The sequence below is a fragment of the Chitinophaga sp. genome, assembly GCF_019236475.1.
In the GTDB taxonomy this organism is placed as follows: domain Bacteria; phylum Bacteroidota; class Bacteroidia; order Chitinophagales; family Chitinophagaceae; genus Chitinophaga.
Window position 1 is genome coordinate 1,003,212 of sequence record NZ_JAFAIX010000012.1, and the last position, 22,385, is coordinate 1,025,596.

A 22,385-nucleotide genomic window follows, 5' to 3' on the forward strand; every position below is an offset into this window, starting at 1 on the left:
AAATTGAGTATGAACAAGACATTAAATATCTTCCCTATGATCAGTCATACTCAGGCTGGGCAACTTTATGAGGCACAGAAGGCATATTTCGAATCCGGCGCCACATTACCCTTTAGTTTCAGAAAAACCCAGTTGAAACGCCTGAAAAAGGCCATAGAAAAGCACGAAAGCCGTATTCTGGATGCTTTGCATAAGGATTTGCATAAACATCCGATGGAGGCATATTCCAGCGAGGTGGGATTTTTATATGAGGAAATCGCTTATATATTGGATAATCTAAAGGCCTGGATGGAGCCGCAGGTGGTCACTTCTCCGCTGGTCACTTATCCAAGTAGTAGCCGCATTTATCGTCAGCCATTGGGCTTGACGTTGATAATAGCTCCATGGAATTATCCGTTCATGTTATTACTGAGCCCATTGCTGGGAGCCATTGCCGGCGGAAATTGCGCAGTATTAAAACCATCAGAGCTGGCGCCAGCTACCGCAGACGTCATCAATGACCTTATCAAAGAAACATTCGATCCTAAATACATTGCAGTAGTGGAAGGAGACGGCGGCGTTGTTATTCCTATATTGATGACCTGCCGTTTTGACCATGTGTTTTTCACCGGTAGTATTCCGGTGGGTAAGAAGATTATGGAGATGGCAGTCCCTCATCTTACTCCTGTTACACTGGAACTGGGAGGGAAATCCCCTTGTGTGGTAGATGAAAAAGTGAATATAAAAGTGGCGGCTAAACGTATTGCGTGGGGTAAATTCTGGAATGCAGGCCAGACCTGCGTAGCGCCAGATTATATCCTGGTACATCAACATGTAAAAACAGAACTAGAAGATGCGTTGAGAGAAGCGATCATCTCTTTCTTTGGAGAGAATCCGGCAGAGAGTCCGGACTATGCAAGATTAATCAATGATCGTCGTTTTGATGTGGTATCGTCGTACCTCAGCCAGGGACATATCATTCATGGTGGTCAAACGGATAAGGCTACACGTTATATCGCGCCTACTTTGATGACAGATGTGGAGTGGGATGATCCGGTAATGCAGGATGAAATATTTGGTCCTATCCTACCGATTTTACCTTACACGGATTTGCCACAGGCGATCCAAGCTATTCGGAAACTACCATATCCACTGGCATTGTATGTGTTTACCAACAGTAAGAAAACAGAACGTGCCCTCATCGAGCAGGTTCGTTTCGGCGGTGGCTGTGTGAACAATGCGCTGGTACACCTTACCAATCCTGAATTACCATTCGGTGGCACTGGCTACAGTGGCATGGGACAGTATCACGGGAAATATAGCTTCGATACATTTACCCATCCTAAAGGCATGCTAAAAACGGCCACCTGGTTGGATGTTCCAACGAAATACCCACCGTTTAAGAATAAGCTGAAACTCCTGAAAAAAATAATGTAGAAAAGAAAAGAGCAGCCGGTTGGCTGCTCTCTCTTGCACGCTATAAATTAACCTTGTTAATTTTCTTTGGAATCTTGATATCGAGTGTCTGCGTAGCGCCGTTTCGTATAACCTTTGCCGTTACCGACTGCTTCGTCAAGTTACTACGATAGGCATTAGCCACGTCTCTGGCGGATTTAACCGCAGTGCCACCAAATTCAGTAACGATATCATCCGCTTTGAATCCCGCCTTTTCTGCTGCTGAACCTTCTGCAATATCAGTTACTTTGGCGCCCTGGCCATTCTCTGTATCTTCCACTTGCAAGCCCAGGCGAGCGTTGTTGCCACGTGGGCCCCATCCTGGCTGTTGAAAATTAAAGAACTGCCTATTGGAATGAGGTTCAATCATAATACTGGGTTCTTCGGTTTTACGTTCGCCCAGCGTGATGCTTGTTTTGGATTCTTTCTTATTGCGTATATACGTTAACGTTATCTTGTCGCCAGGATTGTAAGTGCCGATTGTTTCGTATAGGTCTTTCGGCTCTTCGATCTTTTTATTATCTACTTGGAGAATGATATCGCCTGTTTTGATACCGGCTTTTTCGGCAGGACTGTTAGGAGACACGGTTTTCACGGTTACGCCACGTGCTTCACTTTTCTCGGTCAGCACCCCCAACAAGGCTTTGTTTGGTTTGATATTGATGGCATTATCGTTGTCGTCCTGTTCTGCTTCATCACCACCAAAGAGACCCAGGAAGGGCGAGATATCCCCGGTCATGCCGATGGTGTTACCATCCATTGGGGTGATGTTCCGACGAAAGATCGATAAATCCGGGTTATTGTACTGATCCACTTTCTTACCGTCTACCCAAACCTCACCGTTCTTGATTTCTACAGTAACCTTAGCGTCTGTATTGCTTTTACGTTTGATAATGATCTCGTCAAACTCTCCCATTTTGTCTTTTGACTGCTGGGCGAATACTGGCGCACTCAGTAGGCTAAAGCAGGTAAAACCTGCAATGGTTAATGTTTGCAGTAACTTGCTCATATGCTGATAGTTTTTAATTATGGGGACAAATTTAATAACACGGGTAACTAAGGAAAAGTTAAATCCGATAACTGGGCCATCAGTACCGATAGAAAAGCAGAAAGGTGGACATCTTCCGATATCCACCTTTCTTTATAACACTTAATTTCAATTATCAGTTGATAATTTGCTGTATGGCTTTAATCACCTGGTCCAGCTTGTCAGTTTCCTGGCCACCTGCGGTAGCAAAGGATTTCTGACCACCGCCACCACCTTTGATCAGCGGAGCAATATGTTCCTTAATCAATTTAGGTGCTTCCCAGCCTTTCTCTGCAACGAGTTTTTCGTCGATAGTCAGAGCTACGCTGGCTTTACCGCCTACATTAGCAGCGAAGATCAGCACGTGATCAGGGATTTCATTTTTCAACTGTAAAGACAGTTGTTTCAGCCCTTCTGCATTGCTGACGTTAACCACCTGTCCGAGGAAGTTTACGCCATTGATGGTCTGTACTTTGGAACACAGTTCATTACCCAGTTGACGTACTTTTTCCAGTTCCAGCGCCTCTACTTGTTTTTCCAGCGCAGCTTTATCCTGAACCAGTGTTTCAGCGGCCTTCACAATTTCCTTCGGATTTTTGAGGGCAGCTTTAATTTCTTTCAGTTGTTGCAGGTGGTTATTAACGAAGGTAATGGCCTCGTTACCAGTCACGGCTTCCACACGACGAACGCCGGCAGCTACCGCTCCTTCAGAAACGAATTTAAAGAGACCGAGTTCGCCGGTTGCACCTACGTGGGTACCACCGCAAAGCTCTACGCTATAATTCGGGTCCATGATCACTACGCGAACAACATCTCCGTATTTTTCACCGAAGAGCGCCATAGCTCCCAGTTGCAGGGCTTCTTCCTTAGGAAGTTCCTTGATTACAACAGGGATATTTGCACGGATCTTTTCGTTAACGATATCTTCAATCTTCGCCATTTCTTCGTCTGTCACTTTTGCGAAGTGAGAGAAGTCGAATCGAAGCCCAACCGCATTTACCAAAGAACCTTTCTGAGCAACGTGTGTACCCAGTACTTGGCGCAGTGCAGCATGCAGTAAGTGTGTGGCAGAGTGGTGGCGTGCAGTATCCTGACGTTTTTCTCTTGCTACCACCGCTTTCACGCTTGCTTGCGGGTTAGCAGGCAGTTTATCTACAAAGTGAATGATCAGGTTATTTTCTTTCTTGGTATCTGTTACATGGATGATTTCATCATCGAAGTACAGTATACCGGTGTCGCCTACTTGTCCGCCGGATTCAGCATAGAAAGGCGTTTTGCTCAGTACCAGTTGGAATTGGTCTTTACCTTTTGCATTAACGGTACGGTATTTCAGCAGTTTGGTATGTGATTCCAGGTTTTCGTAACCGATGAACATTACATTAGGTGTTTCATCCAGTACCACCCAGTCGCCGGTATCCAGTGCGGTAGCAGCACGGGAGCGTTCTTTCTGTTGTTCCAGTGCTTTATCAAAACCGACTTTATCCACATCGAACTTATTTTCGAATGCGATCAGCGTAGTGAGGTCATATGGGAAACCGTAGGTATCATAGAGTTCGAAGGCTGTTTGGCCATCTATCATCTTGCCGCTGGCTTGTTTCATGAAGTCGTCGATACGGCGGATACCACTTTCCAGGGTACGGAGGAAGTTATTTTCTTCTTCAAATATGATTCTCTTCACAAAATCTACCTGTTGTTCCAGTTCAGGGAAAACATGGGAGAATTGTGCTGCCAGTACTGGAACCAGTTCGTGGAGCAGTGGTTTTCTTACATCCAGGAAGGAGAAGTAGTAACGCACGGCTCTACGGAGGATACGACGAATAACGTAGCCTGCGCCAGTATTGGAAGGCAATTGGCCATCAGCGATGGTAAAGGAGATCGCGCGGATGTGGTCAGCGATTACGCGGAAAGCCACATCATGTTTGGCGTCGGTGCCTTTATAGACTTTACCGGTGAGCTTTTCTACAGTATGGATGGTACCCATGAAAAGGTCGGTATCGTAGTTGGACGTTTTGTTCTGGAGAACGCGTACCAGGCGTTCCAGGCCCATACCGGTATCCACGTGTTTTGCAGGCAATGGCACCAGGGATTTGTCTTTCTGGCGGTTGAACTGCATGAATACGTTGTTCCAGATCTCGATTACTTGAGGATCGTCGTTGTTCACGAGGTTTTTACCGTCTACTGCTTGTCTTTCGTTATCCGGACGGCAGTCTACGTGAATTTCAGAGCAAGGGCCGCAGGGGCCGGTGTCTCCCATCTCCCAGAAATTATCTTTTTTATTACCCAGGAGGATACGATCTTCCGCGATATGTTGTTTCCAGAAGTTATAGGCTTCTTCGTCTTTAGGCAGATTTTCGTTCGCATCACCTTCGAATACGGTAACGTATAAACGATCTACGGGTATCTTGTAAACTTCCGTAAGCAGTTCCCAGCTCCAGGCGATGGCTTCTTTTTTGAAATAATCGCCGAAGCTCCAGTTGCCCAGCATCTCGAACATGGTATGGTGGTAGGTATCGATACCTACTTCTTCCAGGTCGTTATGCTTACCGCTTACACGGAGGCATTTTTGCGTATCTGCCACTCTGGTGTGCGCGGGTACTTTATTTCCGAGGAAATAGTCTTTAAACTGGTTCATACCGGCGTTAGTGAACATCAGAGTCGGGTCGTTTTTCACTACGATAGGGGCAGAAGGCACGATTTGATGCCCTTTTGACGCAAAGAAGTCCAGGAATTGCTGTCGTATTTCAGATGCTGTCATAAAATATTGATGCGAATTAATATATATTTTATATCTTATTGCTCGTGTTATTGGCACCAGACTTTCGCCTGTGTTTCAACCCATTACGAAGTAGTTAGAAAATTGACATTCAAAAGGTTGATGTTTTAATCTAATTACATTAGGTTTGTGCACCTTATTTTCCCGCCGAGTTACAGGGAGTGCAAAAATATTGAAACCTGTATGATTATTCAAAATAGGATAGGCTGACCGGCAAAAAAGTTAAGGCGGCAATCTTATTTATGCCAATTTTATTCATCCGTTTGAACTCAAGGTAATAAAATCTGCTGTCCCAGCGTATTAGCTGAGGTAAGAAAAGTACACCATTGGTGCAATGAAGAAGGTTAAATATTTCTACAATACCCAAACATTAAAATATGAGAAGCTGGTAGTTTCCCTACGGGTGAAAGTGCTGCGTATTCTCGGTTTTGTGTCAGCCGCCATTGTTACGGGCGCTATATTCCTGGCATTTGCCTATCGATTTTTTTCTTCGCCCAAGGAAAAGTTGCTCTTGCGCGACTTGGATGGCATGAAGGAAAAGTACGAGGCCCTGCAGGGACGTATGAAAGAGGCTAAAACCAAACTGACAGCCCTGGAAGAACGAGATAATGAGATCTACAGGGTCATCTTTGAAGCGGATCCGATTCCGGATAGTACCCGTATGGGTAAGGTAGCCGCCGATGAGGAAGCGTCTCAGTTACAGTCTTTTGCCAGCAGTGAGATCATTGCCTCCACGTCTGTGTTGCTCAATGAAATCACCAACCGTATTAAATCGCAGGAGAAATCTTTCGACGAGATTGATAAGCTGGTGAAAAACAAACAGGAAATGCTGGCCGCTATTCCGGCTATCCAGCCTGTATCGAATAAAGATCTGAAACATATTGCCTCTGGTTTCGGTTATAGGATCGATCCTATTTATAAAATGATGAAATATCACTCTGGGCTTGACTTCGCAGCGCCTAGCGGTACGCCTATTTATGCTACTGGTAATGGCGTGGTCGAAGAGGCTAGCCTCAGTGATGTGGGATATGGTAACCACGTGGTGGTACGCCATGGCTATGGCTATAAAACCCTCTACGGGCATATGCTCCGTATGAAAGTGAAAGCCGGCCAGTCAGTAAAACGTGGAGATGTGTTGGGATGGGTAGGTAGCACGGGTAAGTCAACCGGGCCACACTGCCACTATGAGGTAATGAAAAATGGCACCAAGGTAGACCCAGTATACTTCTTCTTCAGCGACCTTACCGCAGAACAGTTTGAAACATTGGTTAAAATGGCCAGATCTGGTAACCAGTCGTTCGACTAAGTTATCCTGATTGGTTATAATATGTTCGTTATTAAACTGGAAATAGACGAAAGCTGCAATAAAAAGGCTAAATTCATGGCTGTAAAAGATATTTTTCAACGTGTTTTTTACTGCCATGCACCAGTTAGACCTTTTTTCTACAGCCGGAATGTCGCCACTGCCAACGGCAGTAAAGGCGGGGCCCAAGTCTAAAGTAAAAGTGAAGGCGGTGGCCCCTCCCGCTGAACCCAATCTGGGTAAAAAACGCGGGCGTAAATCATTGAAAGAATTTTCGGAAGACCCGGATCTGATTATGGAATTGGATAAACTGGTACTGGACAAACAATACTATTCCATCAGTGAAGTAGCTGCCATGTTCAAGGTAAATACTTCCCTGATACGCTATTGGGAGAACGAATTTGATATCCTCCAGCCTAAAAAGAACCGCAAAGGAGATCGCCTGTTCCGCCAGGAAGACATTCACCATCTGAAGTTAATCTATCACCTCCTTAGAGAAAGGAAGTATACGATTGAAGGCGCGAAACAAAAATTAAAGGAAGACCGTAAGCTGGCCGCCCGGAATTTCGAAATGGTACAAGCTTTGCTAAAGGTAAGAGGTTTCTTAACGGAACTGAAAGATCAATTATAAAATACAAGGTTATGCGATTAAAAATGTTACTATTAGGTGGCGGGCTGCTGTTCTCCACACTGACATGGGCACAATCTTCCAGCGACGCTCCTGTCCTGAAAGGCAAGATTGAAATGAAAACGCTCATGAACGGTAGGGAATTTAGCTGGTTCTACAAAGGTGTGAACGACTACCAGCCTAATGATAATATGGTGAATTATATCAAAGCCAACCGCAGCAGCTTTAATATTGTGGCGGTGTTAGGCACTTGGGACCAAACCAGTAAAGAAGTAATTCCTCAGCTATATAAGGTGATGATCCTCGGTGGTAGCCCTGAAGAGCAGATGGTTATGTTCGGCGCTGACCAGAAAATGAATACAGATGCTCCTACTGACTACAGAGTGAAGAAACTCCCTACCATCATCGTTTTTAAAGATGGTAAAGAAGAAGGTCGTATCGTAGGTACACCTAAAGAAAGCATTGAAGGGGAAATTTCACGCATCCTCCTGAAGAGCAGCAAGGATGAGAAGTCCAAAGACGAATAGTTTTTTAAAAAATTCCAGTCTGTTGTTCCTACCCAGCGGGCAGGGACAACGAAAAAATAAAAAGGAAGGAGACGTTGCAGACGTCTCTTTCCTTTTTTTATGCAGCATCAATTGGCGTTCGTAAGCACCACATTGGTACTGCTGCCCGGCATCTTTATACTTCTCTTTTCAAGGATATGCAGGATAGACAGGTTCACACTTTCCCTTAATGCTGCATATTGTGTTCCATCCAAGATCATCGTATTGAAGATCACCTGAATGATGACGGTGTCTTTGTTGAAATCATGGAGGTTCACGGTATACCCTTTCAGTACATTACTGTTGCTATCCAGGAGTTGACGAATATCCTGCAGCGCGCCGAGGATACTGTCTGCCGGCGTATCCGCCGTCATTTCCAGTTTCATGTTTACCCTTTGCTGGGTACGGAGCGACAGGTTATCCAGGATGCTATCTACCATCTTTTTATTAGGAACTGTAACAAAAGTCTTTTCCAGTGTACGGATACGGGTACTTCTTAGCCCGATTTTTTCCACAGTTCCTTGATAGCTGTCTACCTTCACAGTATCTCCTACGCGGAAAGGCTTATCGAAGAAAATGATAAAGGAGCCGATTAAGTTTTCGATGCTTTCCTTAGCAGCGAGGGCAAGGGCCGCAGCACCGATACCAAGACCCGCAACGATTTTCTCTACCAGTCCGACGCCAAATAATATCCGGATAAAGGCAATCGCCCCCATGATAAATATGATGGCCTTAAAGAAATCGCGGAAGAAGATAACAAACTGCTTATCTGTTCTATCCGAAGTGGAATCTGCCTTTTTCTCCAGTACGAGTGCGATAAAGTCTATCAATCGGAGGATGATCCAGATGATACTTGCCGTGAAAGCCAGTTCCAGCAGGGTGTCTGTTACATTCTGCAAACTTACATGCCCATATACGTTTACGTTCAGAATTCGAGGGAATGTGAATCTGTCGATCGTAAACATGAAGGTGATCAGCAAGAAGAAGAACTCCAATGGTTTGAGCAGTAGTTCTACAAAGCTTTTTTCTTCGATCTGGGGAGACCAGTGTTTCACTAGCCGGAAAAGTAAAGCGGCAACAATTTTGGAAATGTACCTTTTAACAAAGGATACGAATAGCAATACCAGTAAAAGGATCATGTAATCCCTGATTGGGTTGTCCAGGATGATGGTATTCAGAAAATTATTCATACTAGCGTGTTAGATTATTCTTTTAGCTTCTTGATTTATTACCACAACACCAGGGCGGCTACCTGGCTGAAAATTACCATATCCTTCCAAACCTAATGCCTTGGCGCCATTGCTGGTAGCCCATTGCAGGAGCTCTTCCAGCGGAATTTCGGGATAATGGCGATGAATGGTCTGTAGTTCTTCCCAGATAGACAGTTGGTGATTAGAGGCCAGGCTGTCTGTCCCAACAACAATATTACAATTCATTCTGCGTAGTAGTGGTATATCGGGCAATCTGTTTTCTATGTACAGGTTGGCTTGCGGACAGAGACACCACCAGATTTCCGATGCCTGTTGCTGTGCAAATCGTATATCCGTTTCCGTAGAGAAGGTATTATGTACCAGGATCATTTTCTGACCGGAGAAATCAGGTAGCCAGGCCTCCAGGCTATTGGTACCAGTAGGCTGAAAGCCGCTGATATCCATTCCGAAGGTCTTGTAGAAATCGAGGAAGTCCCCTGTTTTATTGTGATATAGCTGGTTTTCCGCCGCTGTTTCCTGGTTGTGAATACTCACCGGCGAGTTGGCAGGCGAGTTGGCAATTTTCCCGAACAGGGTCCGACTAACAGAGTAAGGCGCATGTGGCACAATAGAACAACTGTGCATGGGGCCATCCAGTTCATGGAACTGCTGGAGCACCTCCATGCTAAACTGATAACGGCTATCGGCGCCAGTATCGGCCACACCCATACATTCCACGAAGGTATGATAGCGGATAGGATCATTTTTTTTATTGGAGATGGTAGCTGCATTATTACTAATATCTCCCACCACGCTGATGCCAGCTTCCCACATTGCTTGGGCTGCGGAGGCCATTGCTGCTGCTTGTTGATCCGCATTTTGCTGGCGCAATTGCATTACCCGGGTAAGAAAACCGGGCAGTCCGGTCCCTTCCGGAATGACATTTTTCATGTGCGACAGCTCCAGGTGACAATGCGTATTTACGAAACCGGGGCAGAGAATACCGTCAATTTCTTGCACTTCTTCTCCTGCTGTAACGTCCGTAATGCCAGTCACAGTACCGCTTTCATCCAATACCAGCACCTTGTTGGCGCCGAGGAAACGGTATCCGTCAAATATATCTTTCCCTTTTAATTTGATCTGTTTCAACAACCCTGGTGTTTAATTCCTTGAATGATGTTAATTTTGCAACCCGATTGAGTACGGTCACTACCCCATTGGGTGGTATATTCGATCGTCAAAGATAATTATGATAGACAAACTGGAAGCTATAAAAGGCCGATTTGAACAGGTATCATTGGCCCTTACCAACCCAGAGGTGGTAAGTGATAACAAAAAGTTTGGCCAGCTAAGCAAAGAATATCGCCAACTGGAGAAGATTGTGAAGGCTTATGATGCCTATCGTAATCTGCTGGATAATATTGCTTTTAATAAAGAAGTGCTGGACAGCGGAGATGAAGAGATGCGCGAACTAGCAAAAGCAGAAACAGAAGAATTACAGGAACAGAAGTCCGCTCAGGAAGAGCTAATTCGTAACCTGTTGATTCCCAAGGATCCACAGGATGAGAAAAATGCAATCCTGGAGATTCGTGCTGGTACTGGTGGAGATGAAGCGAGTTTGTTCGCTGGGGATCTGCTGCGTATGTACCTGCGTTTCTGTGAGCTGAAAGGTTATACTACTAGTGTGATGTCAGAAAATCCTGGATCAGCGGGTGGTTACAAGGAAGTTGTGTTGGAAGTGAGTGGAGATGATGTGTATGGCACTTTGAAATTTGAATCTGGCGTACACCGTGTACAGCGTGTTCCGGCAACGGAAGCGTCTGGTCGCGTACATACCTCAGCAGCTACGGTAGCAGTGTTGCCGGAGGCGGAAGAAGTGGATGTGGAAATCCGCGAGGCTGATATTAAGATGGATACTTTCCGTTCCAGTGGTGCGGGTGGACAGCACGTAAATAAAACGGAGTCTGCCGTTCGTTTGACGCACGGTCCTACTGGCGTGGTAGTAGAGTGTCAGGAGGGTCGTAGTCAGCACTCCAACCGTGAGATTGCGATGAAAATGTTGCGTACCCGTATTTATGAAGCGGCTGTTCGCAAGCATGAAGACGCGATTGCTAGTCAACGTAAGAGTTTGGTGTCTACTGGAGACCGTTCTGCTAAGATCCGAACTTATAACTATCCACAAGGTCGTGTAACGGATCACCGTATTGGAATGACCATCTACAACCTGGATGCTTTCATGAACGGCGAGATCAAAGATATGATTGAAGCGTTGGCCTTTGCGGAGAATGCAGAGAAGCTGAAGCAGGGAAGCTAGTCTCCCTAAAAATATATTAGTCGCAAAGAAGCTGTATTGGCGGGCTTCTTTGCGGCTTTTTAATATTCTATGAAATCTTACAGGTTCTGCTGTTACTAAGTAGAAAAATCCTACATTTATTAAAGATCGAGAAAATCATATTTACTCCCCTACATTAAATCTAACACACATGTTCGAGCAATTACTGCAATTAGTACAAGAACACGCACAGACCGCCGTGGTGAACAATCCTGATGTGCCAAATGAGCATAATGAAGCTGTGATGCAAGCTGCCACCGAGTCTATTACCAATGGATTACAACAGGAGTTGGCCAATGGCAATACAGCAGGCGTATTGAGTTTGTTAGGAGGCCAGAGCGGCACCGAGGGAAATTCAGTGGTGAGCAATATTTCCAACAATTTCCTGGATACACTGTTACAGAAGTTTAACCTGGACAAAGGGACGGCTACGCAATTGGCTACCAGTCTGATCCCGACTGTAATGGGTTCTTTGGTGAATAAAACCAATGATGCTTCCAACAGTAGTTTCAGTTTGGATGGTATTCTGAGTCACCTGACAGGAGGTGCATCTTCTGGTCTTAACCTGGGTGGTATCATGGACAAGCTGAAAGGCGGCAATTTTGATTTGGGTGAGTTGAAGGATGTATTTACTGGTGGCGCAAAGCAACAGCAAGAGGGTAATTCCGGCAACAGTGGTGGAATTGGTGACGTACTGAAAAACCTCTTCGGATAAGTACTACAACAATTGTAATTTTTTTTATATTTTTTAACAATTGCAAAGCAGGTAATTGCTAAGGTTATATGACTTTGGCAGTATATTTGTTTGCTGGTGGATGGCAAGCAATAGTCATCTATTGAATTATATAATAACTTCATATTTAAAATTACTATGATGAAAAAATTGAATGTTCTGGTAGCTGTGGTTTTATCTGCAACAATGTTGTTTAGTTGTTCCCAATGGCAGAGCATGGACAATACTAAGAAAGGCGCTGCGATAGGTGTTGGTGGTGGAGCTGCTGCTGGTGCCGTAATCGGTAAAGTAGCTGGTAACACTGCACTGGGAGCGATCCTGGGAGCTGCTATCGGTGGTGGTGCTGGTGCTATCATTGGTAAAAAAATGGATAAGCAGGCACAAGAAATTAAAAATGAAGTTCCGAATGCAACCGTTGAGCGTTACGAAGAAGGTATCAATATAAAATTTGATGCGGGTGTATTATTTGGATTTGATAAATCTGATTTGTCAGCGGTAGCGCAGGATAATATTAAGAATCTGGCCACTGTACTGAATAAGTATCCTGATACTTATGTTCGTGTAGAAGGTCATACAGATGCAAAAGGTACAGATGAGTACAATATGGCGCTGTCACAACGTAGGGTAAACAGTGTTACTGCATTCCTGATTAAACAAGGTATTGCAGCTAACCGTATCCAGGGTTTTGCTTACGGTAAAACACAGCCAATTGCAACTAACGATACTGAAGAAGGCCGTGCTAAAAACCGTCGTGTAGAGTTCTCCATCTTTGCGAATGACAAGATGAAGGCTGATGCGAAGAAAGAAGCTGGTCAGCAATAATACTAGAAAGAAACACTTATTTCTCATAAGCAGAAAAACACATTCCCCCCTGGTTTCAGGGGGGATTATTTTTTTATGGGAATAAGCAAAAGCTGCAGTTTGGCGAAGAAAGAGGAGGAAGTAGAAAGCAGATTTTCGGGAGACGCGTGTTACTTTTTCTGCTGATACTTTTCGTAGAGGTGGATAACAATTCTGAAGACCCATACGCCGGCGATAGCGCCAATAGCATCGGCGAGGGCATCATAAAGATCAAAGCTGCGATCTACTGTATAATATTTTTGAACGAATTCTATTGCGAGACCGTAGCCCGCAGAAATCAGCACAAACAGGACGAATAACCCCGGAGATACCTTTTTTCTTTGCCAATAAACGGACAGGCTCAGAAAGAAGACGATTCCTCCAAAGAGGCCGAAATGCACGAATTTATCGAAGTGGATCTTTTCCAGGAATGAGGAGGAAGGAATATCTTTTCCAGGTAATGTACACAGCACAAGGATGAGAATAATCCAGGCAGCAGCGGGCAAAAAGTATTTCAGATTTTTCATTTATTATGATTTCCGACTAATTCCCAAAAAGTTGTCTCGATGGGCTGTAATATGCACAAAGGACAATAGACGCATGTGATAACGCGGCCTATTGTCCTTCGTAAGTATAGTTAGTGTAAAACTGATTATTCAGCAACCAGTGCTTTGTATTGATCTGCGGTCAGCAGGGCATCAACATCAGCAGGGTTTTTAACGGTTACTTTCACCATCCAGCCATCACCGTATGGGTCGGAGTTTACCAGCTCAGGGCTGCCATCCAGTTCTTCATTCACTTCGCTGATAGTAGCTGCAACAGGCAGAAACAGGTCAGAAACAGTTTTTACTGCTTCAACAGTTCCGAAAACTTCTTCAGCTTCCAGGGATTTGCCAACAGTTGGAATATCCACAAAAACGATGTCTCCCAATTCGCGTTGTGCAAATTCAGTGATACCAATGGTAGCGGTGTTACCTTCTAACAGAATCCACTCATGATCCTTTGTGTATCGCAGATTGGACGGAAAATTCATACTAGTTTGATTTTTGAGCCGTAAAAATACAGAAAGTTATATTACAACGTGTTTGTGCCTAAAAGAATAACCATTTTTTCTTTACCCTGATTTTCATAGGAATATCCTCTATAGGGCGGTGATTCTTATCTGTTTTAGCAATAGCAATTTTGTCAATCACATCCATCCCTTTAATCACCTGGCCATAGACCGTATAGCTTTGATCCAGGTGAGGCGTCCCTCCTATTGTTTTGTAGATTTCCCGTTGGTCGACTGGTATCTTCCTACCACCTAGTCTTGTTTTTTCCAGTTTATCCAGTTGCGCATCGGTAAATACTTTTCCTTGTACCAGGTAAAACTGGCATCCGGACGAGGCTTTATCGGGCCTATCTTCCCGGGCAGCCGCTAGTGCACCTTTCCGATGAAACAGGTCTAGCTGGAATTCAGGAGGTATGGTATATCCCACATCTCCATCGCCGAGCATAGCGCCTTGTTTGGCATGTTTGGAGTTTGGATCGCCGCCTTGGATCATAAAGCTATCGATCACCCGGTGAAACAGTGTACTGTCATAGAAGTGAGACTTGGCCAGCTTCAGGAAATTATCCCGGTGATGAGGGGTCTGATCATATAAAAGTACGATCATGGTACCGTACGGCGTGATGATTTTGACCTTGCGATTTTTTGCAAATCCAATGCTGGTCAGCATCAACAGGGAACAAAGGAGCAACAGTTTTTTCATGGAGTAATCAGTTATTCTTCTTCCTGGTGGTTAAAATAAGCAATGACATGTTCTTTCAGGAACTGTTCCTGCTCTTCCATGCCCATTTTTGGAACGGGTTGCAGTTCTTTGAAATGAGGCCATCCGTCTTTATCGTAGCCTTCTATTTCAAAATAACCGCTCTGGCTGAGGAGTGTACACACTGCCACATGCATTAGGTCCTGTTTTTGTTCTTTAGTGTATTTCTTTTTGAGTTTGTTCATTTCGTTCATGCCTATTAGAAAGAGGATGGCCTCCATATTCGGGGTTTTTCCGAAGCGTTGAGTTAGCATCTCTTCTATAGGCTTCCAGCGTTGCGCAAAATCTTCCATAAGTTAAATATTTAGCCTGAATGGCAAATGTACGTTAAGACAAAAATATTATAGAAAATGGAGCTGCTTTATTAAATTGGGCCGCAAACGGGGTGTGATCTGACCTAAATCCGCCACGGTGGCAAGTTTAACAGCACTTTAACGGCGCGTTCACATAGTGATAAGTTTTATTTGTTCTAAGAATGTTTATTTTAGCACACCTGAAAAATAATTAGCATGGAAAATACATCATCCGATATCCGACAACTGAATGAAAAGATTCATCAGGCGAGCGCCTTTGTGGATCTGTTAAACATGGAGCTGGGTAAAGTAATCGTAGGGCAGAAATACATGGTGGAAAGACTGTTAATTGGTCTGCTCGCACAAGGTCACGTATTGTTAGAAGGTGTACCGGGTCTGGCAAAAACCTTGTCTATCAAATCTCTGTCTTCTGCTATCAACGGTAAATTCAGCCGTATTCAGTTTACACCGGACCTGCTTCCTGCAGACGTTATCGGTACTATGATTTATAACCAGCAACGTAACGAATTCATGGTGCGCCGTGGTCCTATCTTCGCCAACTTTATCCTGGCGGATGAGATCAACCGTGCCCCAGCAAAAGTACAGAGCGCCCTGCTGGAAGCCATGCAGGAAAGACAAATCACCATCGGTGATACTACCTTCAAGCTGGATGAACCTTTCCTGGTATTGGCTACTCAAAACCCAATCGAACAGGAAGGTACTTATATGCTCCCAGAAGCACAGGTAGACCGTTTCATGTTGAAAGTGGTGATTGGATACCCTACCAAAGAAGAAGAAAGACATATCATCCGTCAAAACCTCAATCCTCAGGCTACGCCTGAAATCCGCCCAGTGATTCAACCTTCCGATATCATGGAAGCTCGTAAACTGGTGCGTGAGGTGTATATGGATGAGAAAATCGAAAAATATATCATTGATATCGTTTTTGCTACCCGTAATCCGGAAGAGTATAAACTGCAGAAACTGAAGCCACTGATTGCTTACGGAGGTTCTCCAAGGGCTAGTATCAACCTTGCCCTGGCTGCCAAAGCGTATGCTTTCATGAAACGCAGAGGATATGTTATTCCGGAAGATGTACGCAGCATCTGTTTCGACGTAATGCGTCATCGGGTGGGCTTGACCTACGAAGCGGAAGCAGAAAACGTTACCAGCGAGAATATTCTCAGCGAAATCCTGAACGCAGTAGAAGTACCTTAATAGCTGCTTCTCCCCCGTTCCTGTTACATTTCGTTAATCATTAATTGCTTAAAGGTGGATACTGCTGAAATATTAAAAAAGGTAAGACAGATTGAGATCAAAACAAAAGGTCTTACCAACCACATATTTGCAGGCGAATACCATAGCGCCTTCAAAGGCCGTGGTATGTCATTCAGCGAAGTAAGAGACTATCACTTCGGAGATGATGTACGTTCTATCGACTGGAACGTTACCGCCCGTTTCAACCATCCTTTTGTAAAGGTTTTTGAAGAAGAGAGAGAATTGACAGTAATGTTGATGGTAGACGTGAGCGAAAGCTCTTCCTTTGGTACTAAAAAACAGGATAAGCGTCATCTCATTACAGAACTCTGCGCGGTGTTGGCTTTCTCTGCCATCAAGAACAATGATAAGGTAGGTGTTATATTTTTCAGCGATGGCATGGAAAGATATATTCCGCCTAAAAAAGGTAAATCACATATCCTTTTCATTATTCGGGAGTTACTATCGTTCACGCCTAAACGCAAAGGAACCAATATCAAAGAAACCCTGCGTTTCTTTAACAACGCTACTAAGAAGAGAAGTATCGTGTTTGTACTGAGCGACTTCCTTTCCAGCAACTACCAAGATGCCCTCAACATTGCCGCCAAAAGGCATGATATGGTGGGCGTACATGTATACGATCAGCGCGATAAAGAATTGCCCGCTGTTGGACTTATACAGGTGGCTGATGCGGAAACCGGTGCTGTACAATGGATTGATACCAACGATAAAAAAGTACGTCAATATTATGAATACCAGTTTGCCCAACATGGACAATACTGCAAGAACGCTTTCCTGAAAAGTGGCGCAGAACTGGTATCCATTCGCACTGATGAGGACTATGTGAAAGCATTGCAAACATTCTTCCTCAACAGGGCATAAAGCGGAGCAAATAAATCATGTATACAAAACCAGTGATACGAAGCATTTTTTTATGTCTGTTACTAGGACTGATCTTTCCAGTTGTCCTACGAGCACAAACTGCGCCGGAAGTACATGCCGGTGTAGACACTACCAGCATTAGAATTGGTGAACAGATTAAACTTCGTCTTACCGCCACCATCCCAGCTAATCAGTTTGGGACTACTAAAATCGGATTTCCTGTATTACCGGATTCCATCGAACATTTCGAGGTGGTTTCCCGTACCAATATTGATACCAGCGGAGATCAACAACTGAAAGTGTTGGCGCAAACCTTTGTGCTCACCAGCTTTGATTCCGGACATTGGGAAATACCGCCTATGCGCTTTGATGTGCAAAAGGCGAGTAATAATGCAGTGATAGACACGTTGTCCACTTCGCCAGTTGGTGTAGATGTAGGCACGGTAGCAGTGGATACCACCAAAGCTTTCCGCCCGATCAAGACCGTACAGGGAGCTCCTTGGCGGATCTGGGATTACTGGATGGAGATTACCGGCGGTATGTTGCTGGTACTGATTATCATTGGTATTATCTGGTTTATTCGTAGCCGTAAGAAAGTGGTGCCTGAAAAGCCTACTCCTACCGTTACGCCTTATGAACTGGCTATGCAACAGTTACATGCGCTGAAAGCAGAACAAGTTTGGCAACGTGGAGATGTTAAGATGTATTACACGCGTCTGACAGATATTCTTCGTACGTACTTCGAACATCAATTCGGCATTGCGGCACTGGAGCAGACTACAGAAGAATTATTGCAGCATATCAAGCCGGTTACAAAACTGAACCAGCAGCGGGATAAACTGCGCCAACTGCTTTCCTTAGCGGATCTGGCTAAGTTTGCGAAAATGCAGCCAACTGCAGATGAGCATGAGGCCTGTATGCGCCAGACAGAAGAGATTCTGGAGTGGACACGTCCTAAGAAAGAGAGTGAAAACGAAGGCGTAGTAACGCAGGAAGCATAATTATAAGCGAAAGGATTTAATAAGATATTAATGGATTTATCTACCTGGAAAAATATTGAATTTGCCTATCCGGCTTTTTTCTGGCTGTTTTTGCTGGTGCCGGTAATGGTTTATTGGTATATATCCCGGCGTAAACGTCAGCAGGGAGTGATGATGGTATCTTCCTTGGAGGGGCTTAAAGGATTGCCTGTTTCGTGGAAAGTGACCTTCCGGCCATTGCTGCTGATATTGCGCATACTCGCCTTTTCGGCCCTGGTAGTGGCATTGGCCCGTCCGCAAACGTCCAACACTTCTGAAAACATTGACAGTGAAGGGATTGACATTGTTATGGCAATTGATATCTCCGGAAGTATGCTGGCACAGGATCTTTCGCCCAACCGTATGGAGGCCGCCAAGAATGTGGCCATGGAATTTGTGGATAAACGCATCAGCGATCGTATAGGGCTGGTGGTGTTTTCCGGCGAAAGCTTTACCATGTGCCCTATCACTACAGATCATGGCGTATTGAAGAACCAGATCATGCAGGTGAAAAGCGGAATGTTGACAGATGGAACCGCCATCGGGATGGGATTGGCCACTGCGGTAGACAGACTTCGCAGTAGTCACGCTAAAAGTAAAGTGATCATCCTGATGACAGATGGTGTGAATAACACCGGGTTGATAGATCCGCTGACCGCATTGGAGATCGCTAAAGCATATAAAATTCGTGTATACACCATCGGTGTAGGTACCATTGGTAAAGCCCCTTTCCCAATGCCAATGCCTGATGGAAGCGTACAAACAGTGATGCAAGATGTACAAATCGATGAGCCACTGATGAAGAAGATCTCCAAAGAAACTGGCGGTCAATACTTCAGGGCTACCAATACCGGTGATCTCCAACATATCTATAGCGAAATTGATAAGATGGAGAAAACCAAGGTAGAGATTACCTCTTACAAGAAATTTGCAGAACATTTCTTCCTGTTTGCCATGATAGGACTGGCTTGCATATTATTGGAAGTTGTGTTACGTTATACGCTTTTCCGCAGTTTACCATAAGTAGCTGCCTAAAAATTATACAGCGGATGCCTTGCCCATTATGCGGCAGGGCATCCTTTTTTATTCTTACCTTTGATGTTCTAATAAAAATCAAGGCATTGCAAGCATTAATCTACAAATCCACAGGTAGCTGGTACGTGGTGAAGACTGCCACCGGAGAAACATTTCAGGCAAGAATGAAGGGTATCTTCAAGAAGAACGAAGATATTACCTCCACGAATCCTGTTGCCGTAGGGGATCTCGTAGAAATTGAGCCGGAAGACGGCGATGCTGCCAATGCTATGATTACCGCCATTAGTGACCGTCGGAATTATATTGTTCGCAGTTCTCCTCATGGCCGCAATAAAAAGCATATTGTGGCTGCCAACCTGGATCAGGCAGTGTTGATCTGTACTTTGAAGGAGCCCCGTACATCTCAGGGTTTTATAGATCGTTTCCTGGTGACAGCGGCAGCTTATCATATTCCGGTGATTTTGATCTTCAATAAGAAGGATATTTACCGGGAGAAGGAAATGGAGAAATTCGAGGAACTGGAGGAACTGTATACCGGGATTGGCTACCAGGTGATGTTGATTTCTGCGAAAGAAGAAGATGGTATTGAAGAAGTAAAGGCAGTATTGAAAGACAAGACCTCCCTAATGTCCGGCCACTCGGGCGTTGGGAAATCCTCCCTGATAAATGACTTGATGCCTGGCCTTGACCTGCGGACTACTGCGGTGAGTGGCTGGAGCGGAAAGGGATTACATACTACTACCTCCGCGGAAATGTATGATTTGCCCGAAGGAGGCCGCCTGATAGACACTCCTGGTGTGCGTGAATTTGGTATTGTAGATATATCCAAAGCGGAACTCTCCCACTACTTCCTGGAAATGCAGCCCTACCTGGACGAATGCCAGTTCAATAATTGTCTGCATATCAATGAACCCGGCTGCGCTGTGAAAGCGGCGGTCAACTCAGGCGATATCAGCGTCGATCGTTATGTCAGTTATGCTACCATCCTGGAAACAATCGAAGAAAAAGAATATTAACGGGGAAGCACGTACGAAACTATTTTTTCCCAGGAGCATTTAGCTCATCCAGTACTTTTTCAGCGCCCCAGTTGCGGCGTGGCTGAGGGCATCCTTTTTTTACAGTACGGCAACTTGCAGCCACAGCGGCCAACAGTACAATCAGCAGGAATTTTTTCATAGCAGTATGGATTAAAATAAACGTCCCATCTGCTTACCTGCCTTGCGGTTGGAAGCTTTTACATCTTTCGTATAATAGTTGGAAGCGGGGCATCCTTTTTCCTGGGAAGCACAGCTAGCCAGCAGGAAGAGCCCAAATATTAACAGGCAAATACGAGCGTTCATAGGGGGATATTTGCCTGCAATATAAGGAATTTATTTAAAGCGTCTTTTCCTTTGGCAGGACATCGTCGTACCAGGAAGCGTACATGGCATAGTTCTTAGAAATGCGGTTGATTTCCCCGCTAATCAGGACCATATCTATATCCTTCACTTTTTTAGCTGGAACGCCAGCCCAGATGGTTCCTGCTTCCACATGTGTACCTGCGAGGATAACAGCACCTGCGGCAATAATACTGTTGCTATCGATGCGAGCATTGTCCATCACGATGGCGCCCATGCCAATGAGTACATCATGATCTATTGTACAGCCATGGAGGATGGCGTTATGGCCAATAGATACATTATTACCGACAATCGTCTGTGATTTTTGATAAGTGCAGTGAATCACTGCGCCATCCTGGATATTGACATTATCGCCAATCCGGATGCTGTTTACATCTCCGCGTACCACGGCATTGAACCATACCGTGCAACCTTTTCCCATTACTACATCGCCAACAATAGTAGCATTAGGTGCAATGAAGGTATCTTCAGGAAGTTGCGGAGTGTGACCATTTAAGGGCAGTATATAAGCCATAATTAATTGTTTTAACGCGTGGTATACAAATATAACAATTAGTAATTAGCAGTTGTTTTCTACCTTCGCAGTAATAGTGTAGATGAGATATGAATAACAGGCAACTTTTTTTGCAGCACGTAGCGCAAACTTCTGACGCTCCCCTGGCACTGGAAATCGTGAAGGCCGAAGGCATGTACATGTGGGATGCAGATGGGAAGAAATACCTGGACCTGATTGCAGGGATCAGTGTATGTAATGTAGGACATTGTCATCCTAAGGTGGTGAAAGCGATCCAGGATCAGGCACAGCAATATATGCATCTCCTGGTGTATGGTGAATTCGTACAGTCGCCACAGGTATCCTTTGCCAAACAGTTGACAGATCGTCTCCCTAATCAACTCAACTGCGTATATTTTACCAACTCCGGAGCGGAAGCGGTAGAAGGATCTATGAAACTGGCGAAACGCTTTACTGGCCGTACCAACATCGCGGCTTTTAATCGTAGTTATCATGGTTCCACGCAAGGCGCATTAAGTATTCTCGGGGATGAATATTGGAGAAATGCCTTCAGGCCTCTCCTGCCAGGTATTCAGCACCTGGAGTACAATAGTTTCGATTCGTTAGATCAGATTACGGAACATACCGCTGCTGTCATTGCGGAAAGCGTACAAGCAGAAGGTGGTGTAAACCTACCGAACCTGGCCTGGATGAAAGCTTTGCGTGAAAAATGTACTGCCACTGGTACTTTGCTCATTTTGGATGAGGTGCAATGTGGTTTAGGGAGAAACGGTACCCTCTGGGCTTTTGAGCAACTCGGTATTGTACCAGATATTCTCATTCTTGGAAAGGCGTTGGGAGGCGGTATGCCATTGGGTGCATTTATATCCTCCAAAGAAATTATGTGGTCGCTGACCAATACGCCTGTACTTGGACATATTACTACTTTCGGTGGGCACCCTGTGAATTGTGCCGCCGGACTTGCCGGATTCCAGGCATTACTGGAAGAGGAACTAGTACCACAGGTGAAAGCCAAAGAACAGGTGTTTCTGCAACATCTGAAACACCCTGCCATCAAGTCTGTGCGCTCGCTTGGGCTGATGATGGCAATTGAACTGGAGAGCTTTGAAATCAATAAGAAAACGATTGATTATTGCATTGCCCATGGCGTGGTGACAGACTGGTTCCTGTTTGCATCGGAATGCATGCGTATTGCGCCTCCACTGATTATTACGGAGGAGGAAATTATAGCCGCCTGCAAAATTATTTGTGAAGGGCTGGATGTAGTAACGAAGTAAAGAAATAAAAAAATGCTTGTATAAAAAAAGGAATTGACCTTGCGTCAATTCCTTTTTTTTATTTTTTTCGTCGTTCCTGCCCACTAGGCAGGGAC

General features: G+C 44.8%; 24 protein-coding genes. 13 read left to right on the plus strand and 11 right to left on the minus strand.

Annotated elements, in window-relative coordinates:
* Positions 1 to 9: 9 nt before the first annotated feature.
* On the plus strand, positions 10 to 1,416 hold the full coding sequence (locus tag JO154_RS20315) for an aldehyde dehydrogenase (RefSeq protein ID WP_291948940.1): 1,407 nt from the start codon (positions 10 to 12) through the stop codon (positions 1,414 to 1,416).
* A 40-nt stretch (positions 1,417 to 1,456) separates the two neighbouring features.
* On the opposite strand, the gene JO154_RS20320 is transcribed toward JO154_RS20315, so the two are convergent.
* Positions 1,457 to 2,443 carry a PDZ domain-containing protein gene (locus JO154_RS20320; protein WP_291948942.1) on the minus strand — a complete coding sequence of 329 codons (987 nt, stop codon included), beginning with the start codon at positions 2,441 to 2,443 and terminating at the stop codon, positions 1,457 to 1,459.
* Between the two features lie 154 nt (positions 2,444 to 2,597).
* Complete coding sequence (gene alaS / locus JO154_RS20325; RefSeq protein WP_291948944.1) at positions 2,598 to 5,216, minus strand: alanine--tRNA ligase; 2,619 nt, start codon at positions 5,214 to 5,216, stop codon at positions 2,598 to 2,600.
* A 352-nt stretch (positions 5,217 to 5,568) separates the two neighbouring features.
* On the opposite strand from alaS, the gene JO154_RS20330 reads away from it, so the two are divergent.
* The 3 genes from JO154_RS20330 (at position 5,569) to JO154_RS20340 (ending at position 7,692) form a co-directional block, all read left to right on the plus strand.
* The gene (locus JO154_RS20330; RefSeq protein ID WP_291948946.1) at positions 5,569 to 6,540 is read left to right on the plus strand and encodes a M23 family metallopeptidase; all 972 of its coding nucleotides are present in this window, start codon (positions 5,569 to 5,571) and stop codon (positions 6,538 to 6,540) included.
* A 115-nt stretch (positions 6,541 to 6,655) separates the two neighbouring features.
* Positions 6,656 to 7,168: a MerR family transcriptional regulator gene (locus tag JO154_RS20335; RefSeq protein ID WP_291948948.1), complete on the plus strand. Its 513-nt coding sequence runs from the start codon at positions 6,656 to 6,658 to the stop codon at positions 7,166 to 7,168.
* 11 nt (positions 7,169 to 7,179) lie between these two features.
* Positions 7,180 to 7,692 carry a thioredoxin domain-containing protein gene (locus JO154_RS20340; protein ID WP_291948950.1) on the plus strand — a complete coding sequence of 171 codons (513 nt, stop codon included), beginning with the start codon at positions 7,180 to 7,182 and terminating at the stop codon, positions 7,690 to 7,692.
* A 107-nt stretch (positions 7,693 to 7,799) separates the two neighbouring features.
* Here the strand turns inward: JO154_RS20340 and JO154_RS20345 are convergent, their stop codons facing one another.
* On the minus strand, positions 7,800 to 8,900 hold the full coding sequence (locus JO154_RS20345; protein WP_291948952.1) for a mechanosensitive ion channel domain-containing protein: 1,101 nt from the start codon (positions 8,898 to 8,900) through the stop codon (positions 7,800 to 7,802).
* A 9-nt stretch (positions 8,901 to 8,909) separates the two neighbouring features.
* A complete protein-coding gene (locus tag JO154_RS20350; RefSeq protein WP_291948954.1) occupies positions 8,910 to 10,049 on the minus strand; it encodes an amidohydrolase family protein in 1,140 nt (379 codons plus the stop codon).
* Between the two features lie 100 nt (positions 10,050 to 10,149).
* Between JO154_RS20350 and prfA the strand changes: the two genes are divergently transcribed.
* The 3 genes from prfA to JO154_RS20365 all read left to right on the plus strand — a co-directional run bounded on the left by prfA (position 10,150) and on the right by JO154_RS20365 (position 12,787).
* Positions 10,150 to 11,214 (plus strand): peptide chain release factor 1, encoded by a 1,065-nt coding sequence (gene prfA, locus JO154_RS20355; RefSeq protein ID WP_291948956.1) that lies wholly within the window; start codon positions 10,150 to 10,152, stop codon positions 11,212 to 11,214.
* Between the two features lie 169 nt (positions 11,215 to 11,383).
* On the plus strand, positions 11,384 to 11,947 hold the full coding sequence (locus tag JO154_RS20360) for a hypothetical protein (protein WP_291948958.1): 564 nt from the start codon (positions 11,384 to 11,386) through the stop codon (positions 11,945 to 11,947).
* Between the two features lie 234 nt (positions 11,948 to 12,181).
* Positions 12,182 to 12,787 (plus strand): OmpA family protein, encoded by a 606-nt coding sequence (locus JO154_RS20365; protein ID WP_291948960.1) that lies wholly within the window; start codon positions 12,182 to 12,184, stop codon positions 12,785 to 12,787.
* A gap of 149 nt (positions 12,788 to 12,936) precedes the next feature.
* Here the strand turns inward: JO154_RS20365 and JO154_RS20370 are convergent, their stop codons facing one another.
* The 4 genes from JO154_RS20370 to JO154_RS20385 form a co-directional block, all read right to left on the minus strand.
* Positions 12,937 to 13,332 (minus strand): VanZ family protein, encoded by a 396-nt coding sequence (locus tag JO154_RS20370; protein ID WP_291948962.1) that lies wholly within the window; start codon positions 13,330 to 13,332, stop codon positions 12,937 to 12,939.
* A 125-nt stretch (positions 13,333 to 13,457) separates the two neighbouring features.
* On the minus strand, positions 13,458 to 13,838 hold the full coding sequence (gene gcvH, locus JO154_RS20375; protein WP_291948965.1) for a glycine cleavage system protein GcvH: 381 nt from the start codon (positions 13,836 to 13,838) through the stop codon (positions 13,458 to 13,460).
* Between the two features lie 58 nt (positions 13,839 to 13,896).
* The gene (locus tag JO154_RS20380; RefSeq protein ID WP_291948967.1) at positions 13,897 to 14,556 is read right to left on the minus strand and encodes a peptidylprolyl isomerase; all 660 of its coding nucleotides are present in this window, start codon (positions 14,554 to 14,556) and stop codon (positions 13,897 to 13,899) included.
* A gap of 11 nt (positions 14,557 to 14,567) precedes the next feature.
* Positions 14,568 to 14,906: a hypothetical protein gene (locus JO154_RS20385; RefSeq protein ID WP_291948969.1), complete on the minus strand. Its 339-nt coding sequence runs from the start codon at positions 14,904 to 14,906 to the stop codon at positions 14,568 to 14,570.
* Between the two features lie 216 nt (positions 14,907 to 15,122).
* Here JO154_RS20385 and JO154_RS20390 point away from each other — a divergent pair, with 216 nt between their 5' ends.
* The 5 genes from JO154_RS20390 to rsgA all read left to right on the plus strand — a co-directional run bounded on the left by JO154_RS20390 (position 15,123) and on the right by rsgA (position 20,115).
* Positions 15,123 to 16,124: a MoxR family ATPase gene (locus JO154_RS20390; RefSeq protein ID WP_218379802.1), complete on the plus strand. Its 1,002-nt coding sequence runs from the start codon at positions 15,123 to 15,125 to the stop codon at positions 16,122 to 16,124.
* A 54-nt stretch (positions 16,125 to 16,178) separates the two neighbouring features.
* Positions 16,179 to 17,045: a DUF58 domain-containing protein gene (locus JO154_RS20395; protein ID WP_291948975.1), complete on the plus strand. Its 867-nt coding sequence runs from the start codon at positions 16,179 to 16,181 to the stop codon at positions 17,043 to 17,045.
* 17 nt (positions 17,046 to 17,062) lie between these two features.
* Entirely contained in the window at positions 17,063 to 18,046 is a 984-nt protein-coding gene (locus JO154_RS20400) for a hypothetical protein (RefSeq protein WP_291948977.1), read from the plus strand.
* A gap of 30 nt (positions 18,047 to 18,076) precedes the next feature.
* The gene (locus tag JO154_RS20405) at positions 18,077 to 19,087 is read left to right on the plus strand and encodes a VWA domain-containing protein (protein ID WP_291948979.1); all 1,011 of its coding nucleotides are present in this window, start codon (positions 18,077 to 18,079) and stop codon (positions 19,085 to 19,087) included.
* A 98-nt stretch (positions 19,088 to 19,185) separates the two neighbouring features.
* Positions 19,186 to 20,115, plus strand: coding sequence for a ribosome small subunit-dependent GTPase A (rsgA, locus tag JO154_RS20410; protein WP_291948981.1), 930 nt, complete (start codon positions 19,186 to 19,188; stop codon positions 20,113 to 20,115).
* Positions 20,116 to 20,134: 19 nt separating this feature from the next.
* Here the strand turns inward: rsgA and JO154_RS20415 are convergent, their stop codons facing one another.
* From JO154_RS20415 to JO154_RS20425, 3 genes are read right to left on the minus strand one after another with little or no spacing between them, the layout of a single operon-like run.
* The gene (locus JO154_RS20415) at positions 20,135 to 20,275 is read right to left on the minus strand and encodes a hypothetical protein (protein WP_291948983.1); all 141 of its coding nucleotides are present in this window, start codon (positions 20,273 to 20,275) and stop codon (positions 20,135 to 20,137) included.
* 11 nt (positions 20,276 to 20,286) lie between these two features.
* A complete protein-coding gene (locus tag JO154_RS20420; protein ID WP_291948985.1) occupies positions 20,287 to 20,439 on the minus strand; it encodes a hypothetical protein in 153 nt (50 codons plus the stop codon).
* Between the two features lie 34 nt (positions 20,440 to 20,473).
* Positions 20,474 to 21,013 carry a gamma carbonic anhydrase family protein gene (locus JO154_RS20425; protein ID WP_291948987.1) on the minus strand — a complete coding sequence of 180 codons (540 nt, stop codon included), beginning with the start codon at positions 21,011 to 21,013 and terminating at the stop codon, positions 20,474 to 20,476.
* A gap of 89 nt (positions 21,014 to 21,102) precedes the next feature.
* On the opposite strand from JO154_RS20425, the gene JO154_RS20430 reads away from it, so the two are divergent.
* Entirely contained in the window at positions 21,103 to 22,290 is a 1,188-nt protein-coding gene (locus JO154_RS20430) for an aspartate aminotransferase family protein (RefSeq protein ID WP_291948989.1), read from the plus strand.
* Positions 22,291 to 22,385: the final 95 nt, after the last annotated feature.